Origin of the sequence: Ruegeria sp. HKCCA4008 (assembly GCF_013033125.1) — a bacterium.
Classification (GTDB): Bacteria; Pseudomonadota; Alphaproteobacteria; order Rhodobacterales; family Rhodobacteraceae; genus Ruegeria.
Genome location: NZ_WQDM01000010.1, coordinates 21,615 through 37,891 on the forward strand (window position 1 = coordinate 21,615; position 16,277 = coordinate 37,891).

Annotated in this window: 12 protein-coding genes; 5 read left to right on the forward strand and 7 right to left on the reverse strand. The window is 57.7% G+C overall.

Going from position 1 to position 16,277, the window contains the following annotated elements; all coding sequences use genetic code 11:
- Positions 1-245 precede the first annotated feature (245 nt).
- Genes GOW60_RS18200 through GOW60_RS18215 form a run of 4 tightly spaced genes read left to right on the forward strand, consistent with a single transcriptional unit; the run spans position 246 to position 6,491 of the window.
- On the forward strand, positions 246-3,353 hold the full coding sequence (locus GOW60_RS18200; RefSeq protein WP_171230383.1) for an ABC transporter transmembrane domain-containing protein: 3,108 nt from the start codon (positions 246-248) through the stop codon (positions 3,351-3,353).
- Complete coding sequence (locus GOW60_RS18205; protein WP_152460201.1) at positions 3,346-4,230, forward strand: CPBP family intramembrane glutamic endopeptidase; 885 nt, start codon at positions 3,346-3,348, stop codon at positions 4,228-4,230. Before GOW60_RS18200 ends, GOW60_RS18205 begins: the two co-directional genes overlap by 8 nt.
- A gap of 60 nt (positions 4,231-4,290) precedes the next feature.
- Positions 4,291-5,220 carry an acetyl-CoA carboxylase, carboxyltransferase subunit beta gene (gene accD / locus GOW60_RS18210; protein WP_152460202.1) on the forward strand — a complete coding sequence of 310 codons (930 nt, stop codon included), beginning with the start codon at positions 4,291-4,293 and terminating at the stop codon, positions 5,218-5,220.
- Positions 5,217-6,491 (forward strand): folylpolyglutamate synthase/dihydrofolate synthase family protein, encoded by a 1,275-nt coding sequence (locus GOW60_RS18215; RefSeq protein WP_171230384.1) that lies wholly within the window; start codon positions 5,217-5,219, stop codon positions 6,489-6,491. Before accD ends, GOW60_RS18215 begins: the two co-directional genes overlap by 4 nt.
- 64 nt (positions 6,492-6,555) lie before the next feature.
- On the opposite strand, the gene zapE is transcribed toward GOW60_RS18215, so the two are convergent.
- On the reverse strand, positions 6,556-7,623 hold the full coding sequence (zapE, locus tag GOW60_RS18220; RefSeq protein WP_171230385.1) for a cell division protein ZapE: 1,068 nt from the start codon (positions 7,621-7,623) through the stop codon (positions 6,556-6,558).
- 148 nt (positions 7,624-7,771) lie between these two features.
- On the opposite strand from zapE, the gene GOW60_RS18225 reads away from it, so the two are divergent.
- Positions 7,772-9,007: an MFS transporter gene (locus GOW60_RS18225; RefSeq protein WP_171230386.1), complete on the forward strand. Its 1,236-nt coding sequence runs from the start codon at positions 7,772-7,774 to the stop codon at positions 9,005-9,007.
- Between the two features lie 45 nt (positions 9,008-9,052).
- On the opposite strand, the gene GOW60_RS18230 is transcribed toward GOW60_RS18225, so the two are convergent.
- The 6 genes from GOW60_RS18230 to GOW60_RS18255 all read right to left on the reverse strand — a co-directional run bounded on the left by GOW60_RS18230 (position 9,053) and on the right by GOW60_RS18255 (position 16,163).
- The gene (locus GOW60_RS18230; protein ID WP_217355636.1) at positions 9,053-11,092 is read right to left on the reverse strand and encodes a bifunctional aldolase/short-chain dehydrogenase; all 2,040 of its coding nucleotides are present in this window, start codon (positions 11,090-11,092) and stop codon (positions 9,053-9,055) included.
- A 75-nt stretch (positions 11,093-11,167) separates the two neighbouring features.
- Positions 11,168-12,262, reverse strand: coding sequence for an S-methyl-5-thioribose-1-phosphate isomerase (gene mtnA, locus GOW60_RS18235; protein ID WP_171230387.1), 1,095 nt, complete (start codon positions 12,260-12,262; stop codon positions 11,168-11,170).
- A gap of 121 nt (positions 12,263-12,383) precedes the next feature.
- A complete protein-coding gene (locus tag GOW60_RS18240; protein WP_171230388.1) occupies positions 12,384-12,839 on the reverse strand; it encodes a YaiI/YqxD family protein in 456 nt (151 codons plus the stop codon).
- Positions 12,836-14,293, reverse strand: coding sequence for a Si-specific NAD(P)(+) transhydrogenase (sthA, locus tag GOW60_RS18245; RefSeq protein WP_171230389.1), 1,458 nt, complete (start codon positions 14,291-14,293; stop codon positions 12,836-12,838). The genes GOW60_RS18240 and sthA overlap by 4 nt, the downstream gene beginning before the upstream one ends.
- A gap of 3 nt (positions 14,294-14,296) precedes the next feature.
- Entirely contained in the window at positions 14,297-15,130 is an 834-nt protein-coding gene (fghA, locus tag GOW60_RS18250) for an S-formylglutathione hydrolase (RefSeq protein ID WP_171230390.1), read from the reverse strand.
- A gap of 103 nt (positions 15,131-15,233) precedes the next feature.
- Positions 15,234-16,163, reverse strand: coding sequence for an AEC family transporter (locus tag GOW60_RS18255; RefSeq protein WP_171230391.1), 930 nt, complete (start codon positions 16,161-16,163; stop codon positions 15,234-15,236).
- Positions 16,164-16,277 lie beyond the last annotated feature (114 nt).

The window sequence follows — 16,277 nt, forward strand, 5'->3', positions numbered from 1 at the left end:
TCGTCCAATAATGCCCGGCCTTAGTCAAGGACAACGGCATGAACAAAACCGCAATAACGGATTTGCTATTGAAGACTTGTGTTTTCCTGTTGGGGTCCCTCCATAATTTGGTTAGGCGCAACATGCTGAAACTGAACTGGTCTATTCTTGCAATGTACCGGGTCAGTGCTTACCGTTTGGCTCCTGCAAAGTGGGTCATCCCAAGAACAGCCACACAACAGTTTAGCGCATGACAAGGCCAGGTTATGGAGTCCACTTTATTTGCCTTCATTTGGAAATATTCGAAGAAACAGCAACTTGTTCTTCTTCTGCTGACGGTCCTGTCGTTCCCGTTTCTTTACGCCTCGCTGGAATTGCCCAAACAAATCATCAACGACGCAATCGGCGCGCCGGGTGACACGGTAACCATCTGGAACTTCACCGTGACGCAGGTTCAGTATCTGATGATACTGTGTGTTGCATTCCTGGCGACGGTGATCGCGAGCGGTGTCATGAAGATGCGCATCAACACGATGAAGGGCGTCCTAGCCGAGCGCATGCTGCGGCGCCTGCGCTATACGTTGATCCAACGGTCGATGCGGTTTCCGAAATCCTATTTTGCGACCACCAGCCAGGGTGAGCTGGTATCGATGATCACGTCCGAGGCCGAACCGATGGGTGGCCTGATGGGAGATGCCATCGCGCAGCCGGTTTTCCAGTTCGGCCAGATGATGACGATCGTCACCTTCCTGTTCATGCAAAGCGTTTGGTTCGGACTTGCCAGTATCGCGCTGATCCCGCTTCAGGCCTGGCTGATCCCCAAGCTTCAGCGGCAAATCAACCTTCTGAACAAGGACCGCATTCAGGAAGTTCGACGTCTGAGCTCGGAGATCGGCGAAACTGCGGCGGGTATCAGCGATCTGCGGACCAACGGAGGGTGGCGCTATCGCCTTGCGCAATTCAGCCATCGGCTGGGGAAACTGTTCGAGATCCGTTTTAAGATATACAACAAAAAATTCTTCATGAAGTTCCTCAACAACCTGATAACTCAGATGACACCCTTCCTGTTTTATTCAGTGGGTGGATATCTGGCGATCACCGGTGAGGTGACCGTAGGTGCGCTGGTTGCCGCGTTGGGCGCCTACAAGGATCTGAGCGGCCCATGGAAGGATCTGCTGACCTATTACAATCAGGTACAGGACATGTCTTTGCGGTGGGAAATCGTCACCGAGAGATTTGCGCCGGACAACATGATACCGGAAGAGCTTTTCGAGGGTGAGCCTGAAACCATTCCGCGTCTGACTGGCGACATAGAGCTGCGAAATGTGACGGTTCGCGACAGCGATGGTAAAACCGTTCTCGAAGATCTCGATCTGACCATTCCGCGCGGCGCGCGCGTCGCAATTCAGTCTGGACAGGCGTCGGAACGCAGCGCGCTGGGACAGCTTCTGACACGTGAGGTGTTGCCGGCTCAGGGTGAGGTGATCATAGCCGGGCATAATCTGCGGGGTCTGCATCAGGCCGTCATCGCGGCCCGCATCGGCTATGCCTATTCGCGCCCTTACCTGTTTGACGGGACATTGGGCGACAACCTCATGATGCCTTTGCGCACGCATCCACGACATCAAGCAGATACGCTCAAGGCCCCGACGCGGTGGCAAATCGAAGCTGTTCGTGCAGGCAATTCACCGGATTCTCTGGACGATGAATGGATTGACCCGGGCCTCGCCGGTCTTGATGATATCGACGACATACGTGACTGGTGGTTCCAGCTGGTGGAAGCGATGGGTATCGACGAGTTCATGTTCCGCCGCACTTTGCGTACGCAGTTCGACCCGGAAATTCACCCGGTCCTGGCACAGGAAGTTGTCAATTTACGAGGGACCATCGCCGAGCGCCTGGCAGAAAAGGGGCTTGATCGATATGTGTACCGTTTCGACCCTGATCGCTTTAACCCGGCAGTTCCGCTGGGCGGAAACCTGTTGTTCGCGGCACCATCCAAGGACATTTCTCCGGATATTTTGGCGGGTGACGAACGGTTCGTTCAGATGCTCAGGGCCCATGATCTGGTTGACGACGTGATCAGCATCTCTCAGGCCGTCATTGACACGCTCAGCAAGACCTTCGGGCGGGACGGGGCGGATCACCCGCTTTTCCTAAGGCTTGGCATGTCCAAGGACATGTATCACAAATTGCTGGATATCGAAGAACGGCGTAAAGCCAAGGGTGATATGGCCGTGAGCGACCAGGAGCGCGCATTGCTGTTGACGGTACCGTTCCTGTTAACGGCCGAACAGATCGGCCCAAATTTCCCGGAAGTATACAAGGAAAAGATTCTTGCCATCCGCAAAAGCCAGGCCAAGCGGCTGCGGGATGCGATGGGTGGCATGTTCATGTCAGTTGCGCCGGACATCTTTGTGCCGCGCCTGACCGTGATGGAAAATGCGATCTACGGCCGGGTGTCGTTGATGGCCGGTGCACATGCGGACGAAATAGAAGACGTTGTGGCCGAAGCCATGAACGAAGCCGGCCTGCGACGCCGTGCAGCTGCCATCATCTACGATCTGCCAGCAGGCCTGGGCGGGAACAATCTGCCGACCGTCTTTCAGGAGCGTGCCGCATTCTCTCGCGCGGGTATCAAACGGCCTGACGTCCTGATTCTGGACAGGGCCCTGGCAAGTCACGATTCCGAAAGCCGGTTGCGCACCCGCCTGAAACTGCGGGAATTGTTGCCGGATTCCATTATGATCTTTATGGAAGATCACTTTGCACATCCCGAAGCGTATGATCTGTTTGTGGAAATCAAGGATGGCCGTATCGATGGTGTGTCACGCTCCAAATCCCCGCAAGAAGACAGCACGTCGGACGATCTGAGCCGCAAGCTCGAGATCATTTCGGCGACCGAGTTGTTTTCCGGCGTGGATGGCCGCAACCAGCGGTTGTTGGCGTTCTCAGCGCAATGGTACGAAGCAGCAGCGGGGCAAGTCATTTTCTCGCGTGGTCAGGCGCCGGACGCGGCGTATCTGTGCGTCTCAGGGCAGGCCAGGCTGGACTGGCCCACGGATGATGGAAAAAAACGCCCGATCTCGATCATCGAACCCGGGCGGCTGATCGGTGATCTCTCGATCATAACAGGAGAGCCCAGACAACTGGATCTGGTCGCCACCGAAGATTGCAGGTTCCTGCGTATCGGCGCCGAGGAACTGCGTGCCGTGGTCGAAAGCGACGCTTCGGTTGCTACGCAATTGCTACAGACTGTTGCGGGATATCTGACTACGTTGTCCACAAGAATCAATGCGGCGCAGAACCCCGAGGAGCTGCTCCCGACGATTACGGATCAGGCGATTCAGGAAAGCACGGATAATAATGCCTAAAGCATATTCCGCTCATGACCATCTGGTCGAAACCGCGCGCGGCAAACCGGAAATCTGGCGCCTGTTGCTGGGGCTCTTGCTGGTTGCCGTGCTGGTCAGCGTTCTGAACATGGTGTTTTTTACCGTGGTTGCCGGGATGGGTCCGGAAAGCTGGGCGCAGACGCTTCTGATGGGCGGTTCACCCCTCGCGCTGCTGTTGCTGTTGGCCAGTTTCGGTTTCATCATTCTGGGCGTGGCCGTCGCCGCGCGGCAGGTTCAGCACAGGTCTTTGGTGTCCATCGTGGGCGGGTACCGATTGGCTGCGGGCCAATTCCTTAAAGTGTTGAAAGCACTGCTTATTTTGGGCGTTGTCGGGTTCCTGTTGCCGCCTTATGGCTTTGGCGGATCTCTGTCGCAGAACCTGCCATTGTCAACCTGGCTTCTTCTTTTGCCGGTTTCGGCCCTGGTTGTTCTGGTGCAGACCAGCGCCGAAGAGCTGTTGTTCAGAGGCTATATTCAGCAAACCCTAGCAGCCAGATTCCAATCGCCTGTCATCTGGATGGGGGTACCATCCATCCTGTTTGCAGTTGGACATTACACACCGGACATGGCTGGCGACAACGCGTTGCTGATTGCGCTGTGGGCTTGCGTTTTCGGTCTGCTGACATCGGACCTAACGGCACGGGCGGGAACATTGGGGCCAGCTATCGCCTTGCATTTTTTCAACAACATCATTGCGTTGCTGTTCATCTCGTTGCCCGACAATCTGAACGGGCTGGCGCTGTTCACCCTTCCGTTCGATGCATCCGACGCCGAACAGCTTCGCCCCTGGCTTCTGGTGGACCTTGCCGTGATGTTCGTTTGCTGGCTGGCCGCGCGACTTGCGCTCAGGCGTTGATTGCAATTCCTTCCGTGGCGTCCTATTTGACGTCAACACCGCACAAGTCAAGGTTCCGACATGAACTGGATCACAAACTACGTCCGCCCCCGGATCAACTCGATCTTCTCACGCCGCGAAGTGCCTGAAAACCTCTGGCACAAATGCGACGAATGCGGAACGATGCTGTTCCATCGCGAGTTGGCGGAAAACCAGAATGTCTGCACACAGTGCGACCACCACATGGCGATCAAACCGCGAGAGCGGTTCAAGCACTTGTTTGACGGCGGCATCTTTACCGAACTTGAAGTACCCGCGCCAAAAGACGATCCGTTGCAATTCCGCGATCAGAAGAAATACCCCGATCGCATGAAGGCAGCGCAGAAGAAGACCGGCGAAAAGGAAGCCATGCTGGTCGCCTTGGGTGAAATTGGCCGCACCCCCATTGTGGCCGCCGCGCAGGATTTTTCGTTCATGGGCGGATCGATGGGCATGTATGTCGGCAACGCGATCATCGCCGCCGCGCAGGAGGCGGTGAAACTCAAACGGCCGCTTATCCTTTTCTCGGCAGCCGGTGGCGCCCGTATGCAGGAAGGTATCCTCAGCCTGATGCAGATGCCGCGCACCACTGTGGCAGTCGAGATGCTGAAAGAAGCCAACCTGCCATATATCGTGGTGCTGACTCATCCGACAACCGGTGGCGTTACTGCGTCTTATGCGATGCTGGGCGATGTCCATATCTCGGAACCCAATGCGCTGATCTGCTTTGCCGGGCCTCGCGTGATCGAGCAGACGATCCGCGAAAAACTGCCCGAAGGCTTTCAACGCGCCGAATACCTGCTGGATCACGGGATGCTGGACCGTGTCACCAGACGTACCGAAATGCGCGATGAACTGATTACCATCACGCGGATGCTGATGAATCTGCCGCCAGCGATCAAGGGCGATCTGCCTGCACCGGAACCAACCGACGCAATCGAGGCCCCCGCCGAAGAGACAGATCAGAAATGACGGCTAAGACGTCCGACGCCATCCTCGACCGGATGATGGCGCTGCACCCCAAGATCATTGATCTGACCTTGGACCGTGTCTGGCGTCTGCTGGAGGCACTGGACAATCCGCAGCTGAAATTGCCGCCGGTCATCCATATTGCCGGGACCAACGGCAAGGGCTCAACTCAGGCGATGATCAGAGCGGGGCTGGAAGGGGCGGGGCGCTCGGTACATGCCTATACCTCGCCGCATCTGGCCCGTTTTCATGAACGTATTCGATTGGTCGGAGAGCTGATCTCGGAGCCAGAACTGACGGCGGTTCTGGATGAATGCTACGCTGCGAATGGCGGCGAAAACATCACTTATTTCGAGATCACCACATGCGCCGCCCTGTTGGCCTTTGCCCGCGCCAAGGCAGATTTCACATTGCTCGAGGTCGGGCTGGGCGGGCGTCTGGACGCCACAAACGTGATTGAAAACCCGGCCGTCACGGTTATTACCCCCGTATCCATCGACCATGAACAGTTCCTGGGTGATACTTTGGGCAAGATCGCGGCGGAAAAAGCGGGCATCATCAAGCCCGGCGTTCCGTGCATTGTCGGCCCGCAACAGGACGAAGCGCTTGAGGTCATCGAATACACGGCCGCCCGATTGGGTGCGCCTTTGTTGGTTCATGGTCAGCACTGGCACGTGCAGGAAGAAAACGGGCGTCTGATCTATCAGGACGAAACCGGTTTGCGGGATGTGCCTCTGCCCAACCTTCTGGGCGCACATCAGATTCAGAATGCGGGCGCAGCGTTGGCGGTTCTGCGCCATCTGAACATGGGCGACGACGCATACGAAGCTGCCGTGACCAAGGCCGAATGGCCGGCGCGAATGCAGCTTCTGAAATCCGGCCCGCTCGTCGATCAGGCGCCGCAGGCCGAGATTTGGCTGGATGGTGGTCACAACGCCGCCGCCGGAATCGCGTTGGCGGACGTGCTGACGAACCTGCCGCAAAAACCCACGCACATGATCTGCGGCATGCTCAACACCAAGGATGTGACCGGGTATCTTGCACCTCTGGCAAAAAAGGCGACAAGTCTGACAGCCGTGTCCATTCCGGGTGAGACCGCAACGCTCAGCGCGGAAGAAACCGCTGCGGCTGCGGCCAGGGTCAACCTTCCCGCATCCACCGCTGACAGCGTATCGGACGCATTGAAAGTGATCGCGGACACTGACCCGCAGGCGCGCGTTCTGATCTGCGGCTCGCTCTATCTGGCTGGAAAAATTCTGCAAGAAAATGCGTAGGCGCGTTCCAGCCTCTTGACCCGGCTGACACTGTCTTGGATGCGGCGCGGGCGATACGGGCGGATCAGCGCCCCTGTCGCCCCCAATCCTGATCCTGCATTTCACGCAGGCGGGATGCCGTGCGCTCAAATTCGAAGGTTCCTTCGCCTTCGACATACAGCATCTCGGGTTCGGCGGCAGCCGAACAGATCAAACGCACCCTGGCTTCGTAAAGCGCATCAATCAGGGTGACAAAACGCTTGGCCTCGTTGAAATTGTTGCGCGACAGGCGCGGGATGTCCTCAAGCACCAGCACCTTTACCTCTTCGGCGATCGCCAGATAATCACCCGGCCCAAGCATGCGGCCACACAGATCATAGAATGAAGCCCGCGCCACCCCGTTGCGAAAGGCGGGCAATTCGACGGCCCGGCCTTTGACGTGCAACACAAGCGGATCAGCTGGTCCGCCGGCAAGATCTGTCCAGACCTCTCTGATCTTCTGCCGGGCTTCTGGGCCAATCGGAGTGAAATAGACCGGGGCACCCTCCAACCGGTTCTGCCGATAGTCCGTGGGCGACACCAATTCCCACACCTGCAACTGCTCTTTGATATGGGCGATGAAGGGCAGGAACAGCTGCCGGTTCAGCCCATCCTTGTACAGATCGTCGGGATGCCTGTTCGACGTGGTAACCACGACCACGCCGCCCTCGTGCAGCAAGTCAAACAGCCGCCCGACAATCATTGCGTCCGTAATGTCGGTGATCTGCATTTCGTCAAACGCGAGCAAGCGAACTGAATTGACCACCTCCTTCGCCACCGGTGCCAGGGCATCCTCGACATTCTGTTGCCGGGCCTTGTGCATTCCAGCGTGAATTTCCTGCATGAAAGCGTGAAAATGCACGCGTCGTGCCGGGATATTGTCCAGTGTATCGACGAACATGTCCATCAGCATGGATTTCCCACGCCCGACACCGCCCCACAGGTACAGTCCTTTGGGGGGCGGAGGCGCCTTGCGGAAGAGCCCGCGTTTGACCGGCTTGGACAGCGCCGCCCGGATACGTTCGAATTGGGGCAGAACGGCCTCTTGCGCGTCGTCGCGTGTCAGGGTTCCGTCCGCAATGCGGGCCTCGTAAAGCGAAATAAGATCCGTCATGAATCCGAGCCTTACCCGTCACCTCGGCCGTTGAAAAGAAGCCATTTTTGGCGACACATCAATTTTGTTTATCCGTGACCGCAAATCTGCTGAATTGACGGTGACACCAAAAGTAATACGGTCCTTCGGACGTAACGCCTGAGGTCCCATGCCCCGATCCGCCCGCTTGTTGAATCCGATTCTGATTGTCGGATGTATCATCATCACGGTCAGCTTCGCCGTTCGTGCGTCGTTCGGCGTGTTCCAGATTCCGATAGCGGATGAGTTCGGCTGGCTGCGAACCGATTTCTCGATGGCGATTGCAATTCAGAATCTGGCCTGGGGCATCGGGCAGCCGATCTTTGCCGCGATTGCCGAAAAGGTGGGCGACCGCCGAGCCATCATCCTCGGCGCTCTCACCTACGCGGCCGGCATGGTGCTGACGGCATGGTCCGTTACGCCGTTCGAGCATCAGATATACGCGTGGCTGGTGGGTTTCGGCATCGCCGGGACCGGGTTTGGTGTGGTTCTGGCGGTTGTCGGACGGGCGTCCACCGATGAAAACCGGTCCATGTCGCTGGCCATCGTTACCGCCGCGGGCAGCTTTGGGCAGGTTCTGGGGGCCCCGACCGCCGAATGGCTGCTGACTTTCCTGCCTTGGCAGCAGGTTTTTGTCGTGTTCGCCGCGGCAATTCTTGCCCTTGTGCTGACCTTGCCCTTCATGCGCACACCCCAGCCCGTTTCAAAAGCAGAGATGCAAGAAAGCATGAGCGAGATTCTGGGCAAGGCGTTCCGCGACCCTTCCTATGCGCTGATTTTTCTGGGTTTTTTCAGCTGCGGATACCAGCTGGGCTTCATCACCGCGCATTTCCCGGCTTTCGTGACCGAGATGTGTGGACCAATCCAGCCCGGAGGCGTACTGCATTCCATCGGGATCACCTCCACATCCGCACTTGGTGCGGTGTCGATTTCCTTGATCGGTCTGGCCAATATCGGCGGCACGCTGCTGGCGGGTTGGGCCGGCAACCACTTTCCGAAAAAGTACCTTCTGGCCGCAGTCTATACGGGCCGGACGATTGCGGCGGCTTTGTTCATCGTGTTCCCGATCACACCGCTTACGGTCATCGTGTTCTCGCTGGTGATGGGATCGCTTTGGCTGGCCACCGTGCCGCTGACTTCGGGGCTCGTCGCGCATCTATACGGTCTGCGCTATATGGGAACGCTCTATGGCTTTATCTTCTTGAGCCACCAGATCGGCAGCTTCCTGGGCGTCTGGCTTGGCGGACGCATGTATGACCAGTATGGCGACTACAACATGGTTTGGTGGATCGGGGTCGCGATCGGTGCCTTCAGCGCCATAGTCCACCTGCCGATCCGCGAGAACCGAACGGCAGTTCCTGCCTGAGGCACATCGATACGCCACAGGCAGGAAACCAATCGGGCAAAGGCGTTACCGAAGTTCGGCCTCGGTATTGCCGCCATCCACCGTCACGACATGACCGGTGGTGCGTTCCATCAGCGCCAGCGCAACAAAGGCGTTTGCGACATGCTTTGCCTCGACTTCGCGGCCCAGCAGGTTGCCTGACATATAGATCTCCTGGGAAACGCCACGTGCGGCAGCGCGTTCCTGAATGAAACCATCCGTCAGCAGGCCAGACCGAATTCGATCTGCATTCACCCCGTTCACACGGATTCCATATTCGGCCAATTCAAGCGTCAGCTGGCGCAACAGGAAGAGTGTGGCGGCTTTTGGCGTGCCATAAGCCCCCATGTTCCGGCCCGGGTTGATCGCCTGTTTGGAGATATTGAACAGGATCTGACCGCCGCGGCCCTGAGCTTGCATCACTTGGGCAGCCTGTGTCGCAAATGCCTTGTGCGCGAAGAAATTCAGTTCAAAAGCCGCGCGGAAATCGTCGTCACCAAGATCCATCAAAGCGCCCGAAGTCGCCGACCCGGCATTCGATACCATTACATCGATCCCACCAAACCGGTGTATCGCCGCCGCAATCGCGGCATCTGCGGCGCCTCTCTCGGTTACGTCGCAAGCATATGTCGAATGCCATGTGCCAAGGGTCGATTTGGCCTCGGCCAACGCCCGTTCATCCCGGTCCACCAGAACGACATTTGCACCGGCGTCAGCAAAGGCCTTGGCGGTGGCCAGACCTATCGCCCCTGCACCGCCGGTCACCATCACAATCTTGCCCTGAAGCGGAGGTGGTGAGCTTTTGCCCAGCTTCGCCTGTTCCAAGGACCAGTATTCACAATCAAAGCGATCCTTTTCATTGATGGGAAAAAAACCGCCCGCGTCTTCGCCCACTGTTCGAACCCGCAGGTTTTGTTCCGCAAGATCCGCCGCTGCCGAGGCAGCCTTCGCGTTCGGGCCCATTCCCAGGACCCCCACGCCCTCGATCCAGGCATGTTTGGGGTCTTGGGGCAGCAGTTTCTTGGGTTCGTCGGCCTGCGGCGACTGCCGTTCAAAATACGCCCGATAGTCTTTGGCAAACTCTTCGACCTTTGCCTTGATCCGCGCCCGCCCCCCAGACAAATCCGACGCGCGCAATACAAGCGGGCAGCCTTTTGTCCGCAACACGTGATCCGGCGACGCCATGCCCCGCTGGGCCAATGAGTCAATATCCGGACGATCGAAAAACTGCATGACATCCGGCCCGTTGCGGAGGTCAAAAACCGGCATCGGGTCATCCCGTTGGGCCGCCACTTCGGCGATGACCCCGCGCAGGATCGGCAACACCTCAAGATTCTCAGCCGGATCGCGACGGCCAATTGTCGTCAGGTCCTTCATTCCGAAATAGGCAGCAACCTCGTTGGTATGCGCCACGATCCGGTCATAACTTTCCTGCGCCGTCGCGCCGAACGTGAAATGCCCGTGCTGAAGCAGCAGAAGCCCTTCGACATTCGGGTTTTCGTCAAATACCTCGGCCGCCTTTTTGGCCAACCCGAAGCCAGGCATGATATAGGGCACAATGCCCAGTCGGTCGCCAAAAATCTCGCGGCAGACGTCCTCGGCATTTGGCAGATTGGCGAGCACCAGAAAGGGTGTCGCATGCGTATGATCCACATATTTGTGCGGCAGAAATGCATGCAACAGAGTTTCCACAGAGGGGTTCGGAGAACCCGAATCCAACAGATTGGCGCGCTGAACATTGACCATCTGCGCATCTGACAGATGGTCCAATGCGCGCAGTTTCATCAAAGGATCAAGCCACACGCCCGGCAGGCCCGGTGCCTCGATGCTGTCCAGATCCCACCCAGATCCCTTGACATGCAGAACGCGCTGCGGATCACCGAACAGATCAGGGCGTTCCAGTTTGACCGACGTGTTGCCTCCTCCGTGCATCAGGAGGTCCGGGTTCTGACCGATCAGCCGCGAGGTATAGACACGCTCGCCCAGTTCCTGATCCGCGGGGTCTGTTCCGGCCCGATCACGCCATTTCCGTGCCTCGTCGGCCCTGTACCAGTTTTCAATCATCATTCATTCTCAGCAAGTTAAGCGGGTGCATGATCCGCGGGGGCGATTGCACAATTCAGGACTGTGATAAACAAAGTGTTAACCAGCCCGTTCGGGAAACAACCGGGCAAGCCCGTCAGCAGACGCCTCGCTGACGCCGCGCTCGGTGATAAGCCCCGTCACCAGCCGGTTTGGGGTGACATCAAAGGCAGGATTGCCACCTTCCGTGCCATCTGGCGTCACGCGTACATCCGAGATGTTCCCCTGCCCATCGACACCCATGACATGGGAGACTTCCCTGGAATCACGTTCTTCGATCGGGATTTCGGCCACACCGTCGCGAACGGTCCAGTCAATCGTAGGGGAGGGCAGGGCGACGTAAAATGGCACACCGTTGTCCCGCGCAGCCAAAGCTTTCAGATAGGTCCCGATCTTGTTGCAAACATCACCTTGGGCCGTGGTTCGGTCCGTGCCCGTAATCACCAAATCAACCAGGCCGTGCTGCATCAAATGACCGCCGGCATTGTCCACGATGTAACGATGTGGAATGCCATGTTCGCCCAATTCCCAGGATGTCAGCGCGCCCTGGTTGCGCGGTCTGGTTTCATCCACCCAGACGTGCAAGGGGATGCCAACGTCATGTGCGTGATACATTGGGCTTGTGGCCGTGCCCCAATCCACAGTCGCCAGCCATCCCGCATTGCAATGCGTCAGCAACCGAACCGGTTCTCCGGCGGGTTTTCGGGCCGCGATATCCTTGATCAGTTCCAACCCGTGCCGGCCGATTGCGGCGTTGATCTCGACATCTTCGTCTGCAATCTCCTGCGCCAGCGACCAGGCGCGCTCGGCACGGTCACCCGGAGCAAGCGGCATCAGCGCTTCTCGGCATCTGTCCAATGCCCAGCGCAGGTTGATTGCCGTGGGTCGGGTTGCATGCAAAACGTCATACGCGGCATAAAAGGAGGCTTCGGAGCTGTCCCGAGACATCTGCTCGGCAATTCCAAACGCAGCGGTCGCGCCTATCAAGGGTGCGCCCCTGACCCACATATCCCGTATCGCAGCTGCAAATTCATCAAGGGTTTTCAGGGTTACGACCCGAAAATCATGCGGCAACCACCTTTGGTCGATGATCCGAACCACGCCTGCCGGTTTGTCCCACCAAATAGACCGATAATGGGTGCCTTGTACTTTCATAACGCAGTCTCCGTATTCGAAAAGCCTGATCGGAATTCAAGCACAGGGTGCGTTCTAATGAGGTACTTGTAAACGGGCGTTTCGGAATTCGGGTCAGTAATTGATCCGGCAAAAGGAATGATCATCCCTTTCTGGCGGCACGTATTTCCCGCTCCAAGGCGTCCAGAAACCGCGAGCGGTCGGCTTTGCCGAAGGGTCGCCCACCGCCGCCGGTTCCCAACGGATTGGCCGCGCGCAGATCGGCCATCAAGTCACGCATTGCCAGTTGTTGGCCAATATTTGCCGCAGTGAAGGTTTCACCATTCGGGCGCAGCACGCGTGCGCCCGCTTCGACGCATTTTGCGGCCAAAGGGATGTCGGACGTTATGACGACATCCCCTTGTCCACAGCGTTCGGCAATCCATTTGTCGGCCTCATCGGCGCCTTCGGAAACGACAATGACCTGCACCAGCGGGTTGGCCGATGGACGAAGCCCGCCATTGGACACCAGCGCCATCGGCACTTTGTGCCGCGTCGCGACCCGTTCGGCCTCGGCTTTTACGGGACAGGCATCGCCATCGACATACAGCGTCGTCACGCCTTCTTTGCCTCTTTCTTTGCCGGTTCCACCGGTTTCTTTTTGACCTTGAATTCCTCGGGTATGGGCATGCGGTTGAACGCATCCAAGCCCGCGATTTTATACGCTTCTGCAAGTGTCGGGTAGTTGAACGTGTTCTGAACGAAGTAGTCCACCGTACCTTTCAGGTTCAGCACGGCCTGCGCGATATGGATCAACTCCGTCGCGCCTTCACCAACGATCTGGACACCCAGCACCCTGCGGGTCTTGAGCGAGAACAGCATTTTCAACATGCCGTGTTCCAGCCCCATGATATGCCCGCGAGAGGTCTCGCGGAATCGCGCGACACCGACCTCGTAGGGGATGTTGCGCTCCTGCAATTCTTCTTCCGACATTCCGCAGGTTGATATTTCGGGCACTGAATAGATGCCATAGGGGTACCACGGGCTTTCCGGCAGCGTGGGCGTTTCAAGCGCGTGACAGGCAGCCACGCGCCCCTGCTGCAAAGAGGTCGATGCCAGCGACGGATGTCCGATGACATCGCCCGTGGCATAGATATGCGGTACCGCCGTTTGATATGTCTTGCGGTCTACCTTGATCCGGTTGCGGTGGTCCGTCTCCAGCCCGACGGCATCCAGATTGAGTTTGGACGTCGCCCCCATGCGTCCGGCCGCGAACAGAAGCATTTCAGCACGAACGTGGCGACCGTTTTCAAGGGTCACTTCCACATGCTCGCCGGCGTCTTCAATCTTCTCGACAGCCGAGCCCAAACGCAGGTCGACACCGTTTTCCCGGATCTGATGCGTAAAGTCGTGGATCAACCGGCTGTCGATGAAATCCAGAAACGTGTCGCGGGGTTCGATCAGCGTGACCCGCACGTCCAGGGCTGAAAACATCGTGGCATATTCCACGCCAATGACCCCGGCACCGATAACGACCAGCGAGCGCGGAATCTCTGCCATTTCCAGAAATTCGTCACCGTCCACCACCGTTTTGCCGTTGAACGGGACATAATCCGGTCGATAGGTTTTCGTGCCTGTCGCAATCAGGAACTTCGCGGCCGTCACGCGCGTTGTTTCCCCGGCATCGGTTGCGACCTCTACTTCGTGTGGCCCGACAAATCTGGCCAGACCGTCCAGGGTTTCGACGTGGTTCCTGTTGAACTGATGCTCCAACACGTCGACTTCATGGTCGAGGGTCATATGCAGGCGGGCTTTCAAGTCTTCTGCCCGGATCTGATCCTTTACCCGGTATGAACGCCCGTAAAAGCTGCGCTCGCGCCAGCCCGACAGGTTCAGAACGGTTTCGCGCAGGGTCTTGGACGGAATCGTACCTGTATGGACAGAGACGCCACCAAAACGGTCTTTGCGGTCGATGACCAGCACACGCCGTTTCAGTTTGCCTGCCTGAATCGCCGCAGAACGCCCAGAAGGCCCCGACCCAATGATGATCAGGTCATAATCGTAATTGCTCATCCCTCAGTCTCCGTACAGTGCCTCGGCATGGAAGATGACGTGATCTTCCATAAACGTGGACACAAAGAAGTACGAATGATCGTAACCCGGCTGGAAGCGATACGTCGCTGGCTGGCGGCGTTCGGCGATGGCTTGCGCCAACGCTTCGGGGCGCAGAAGATCCATGAACTGATCGTTTGCACCTGTGTCGATCAGGATCGGACCGTCAAAGCCGGTTTTCTTCATCAACAAGGACGCATCGTGTTTTGCCCAAAGCGCTTCCTCGTCACCAAGGTAGGCGCTCAGCTGTTTGCGTCCCCAATCCGCTCCGGTCGGGTTCGAGATCGGCGCAAAGGCTGACACCGAACGGAAGCGTCCGGGCAGGTTCATGGCAAGTGTCAGGGCGCCGTGCCCCCCCATGGAATGGCCCGTTATGGCCTGGCGTTCGCTGTCGATGGCGAAATTTTCGAACAGCAGGGCGGGCAGCTCTTCGGCGACATAGTCCCACATCCGGAAATGCGGCGCCCAGGGTTCCTGTGTCGCATTCACATAGAACCCCGCGCCCTGACCCAGATCATAATCTTCGTGATCTGCGACGCCGTCACCACGCGGTGACGTATCCGGAAACACCACGGCAATTCCCTGTTCCGCAGCCCACGCCTGAGCCCCGGCTTTGGTCATCGCGTTTTCATGGGTGCAGGTCAATCCCGACAAATACCAAAGAACCGGGACCGGTCCGTCCCTGGCCTCGGCTGGAAGAAACAGGCCAAAAGTCATGTCACACTTGCACGACGAGGAGGCGTGGCGGTACACGCCCTGCACACCGCCGAAACAGGCATTTTCCGAAATGGTTTCCATCAGGCACCGTCCTTGTTTTCGAGTCGCAACATGGCTAACGATCCGCGGACCCGGCGTAAAGTCTGTGCGCCTTCGTTGAGAGTATTTTTCGAAAAGGTGAAAGTCAGAATGTGCCCGCCCAGGCAATCACCATCGGCACGCTGAGAATACTGACGATTGTGGATAGAAGGATTGCCGCCGACGCGCGATGCGGGGCGATGCCGTAATGCGCGGCCAGCATGTAAACATTGCCCGCAACAGGCAAAGCAGCGGCAGAGATGGCAACAGTTGCGGGAAAAGTATCAATCGGTATCAGCCACAACAGAGCGACCGCAACGCAGGCCGGATGGATCACCAGTTTGCAGAAGCTCAACCATGCCGCGATCTGGACACGTTCAGCCGACTTGTCCGCCAATGATGCGCCAATGGCGAACAATGCACCCGGAGTTGCTGCCCCACCGAGAATGATCAGAAAATCGCCAAGAGGTTCAGGAACAGGCAATTGCAGCGAGGACCAGATGAGACCGGCCGAGATGGATACGATCATGGGATTGCGGACCAAACCCATTCCGATCAGCTTGAAGGTGGTCGGGGTCAATCTGCCGTCACGGCCGCCGTTGATCAGGATCACGATCAGGGAAGAGAACACGACCAGATCGACGGTCAGGACCAGCATCACGGGCCCGATCGCAGCCTCGGAAAACAAAAGGGAAAGCATGGGCAGCCCGAGGAACCCGACATTGCCGATGGCCGCGCACTGAGCCTCGACCGCAGCGGTCGGAATGTCGAGCCCGCGAAGCCAGGCGATGGCCGACGCCAGAACGTAGACGGTCATGGTTCCCAGCAGATATCCAAGGATGAGCCGGGCATTGAAAATCTCGGCAAATGGAAGGGTGGCGGCAAAGCGAAACAGCATCGCCGACAGCGCAAAGAAAAAGACGAACTTGGTCAGATATGCCGTGGCTTCAGCCGAGAAGAACCGTGTGCGCCCCGCCCAAAAGCCCAGGCCGATAATCGCGAAAAACGGAAGGGTGCGCAGAAAGATTTCGACCATGGGCCCAGTCCTAGCACGGTTTGAACGCGCTGCAAGTCCCCGGCATCAAAGCAAATGCAACCTCCGCTTCGCTGAAATACTCGAGAATCGTTGTATCTAAACCGAACGGTTTAT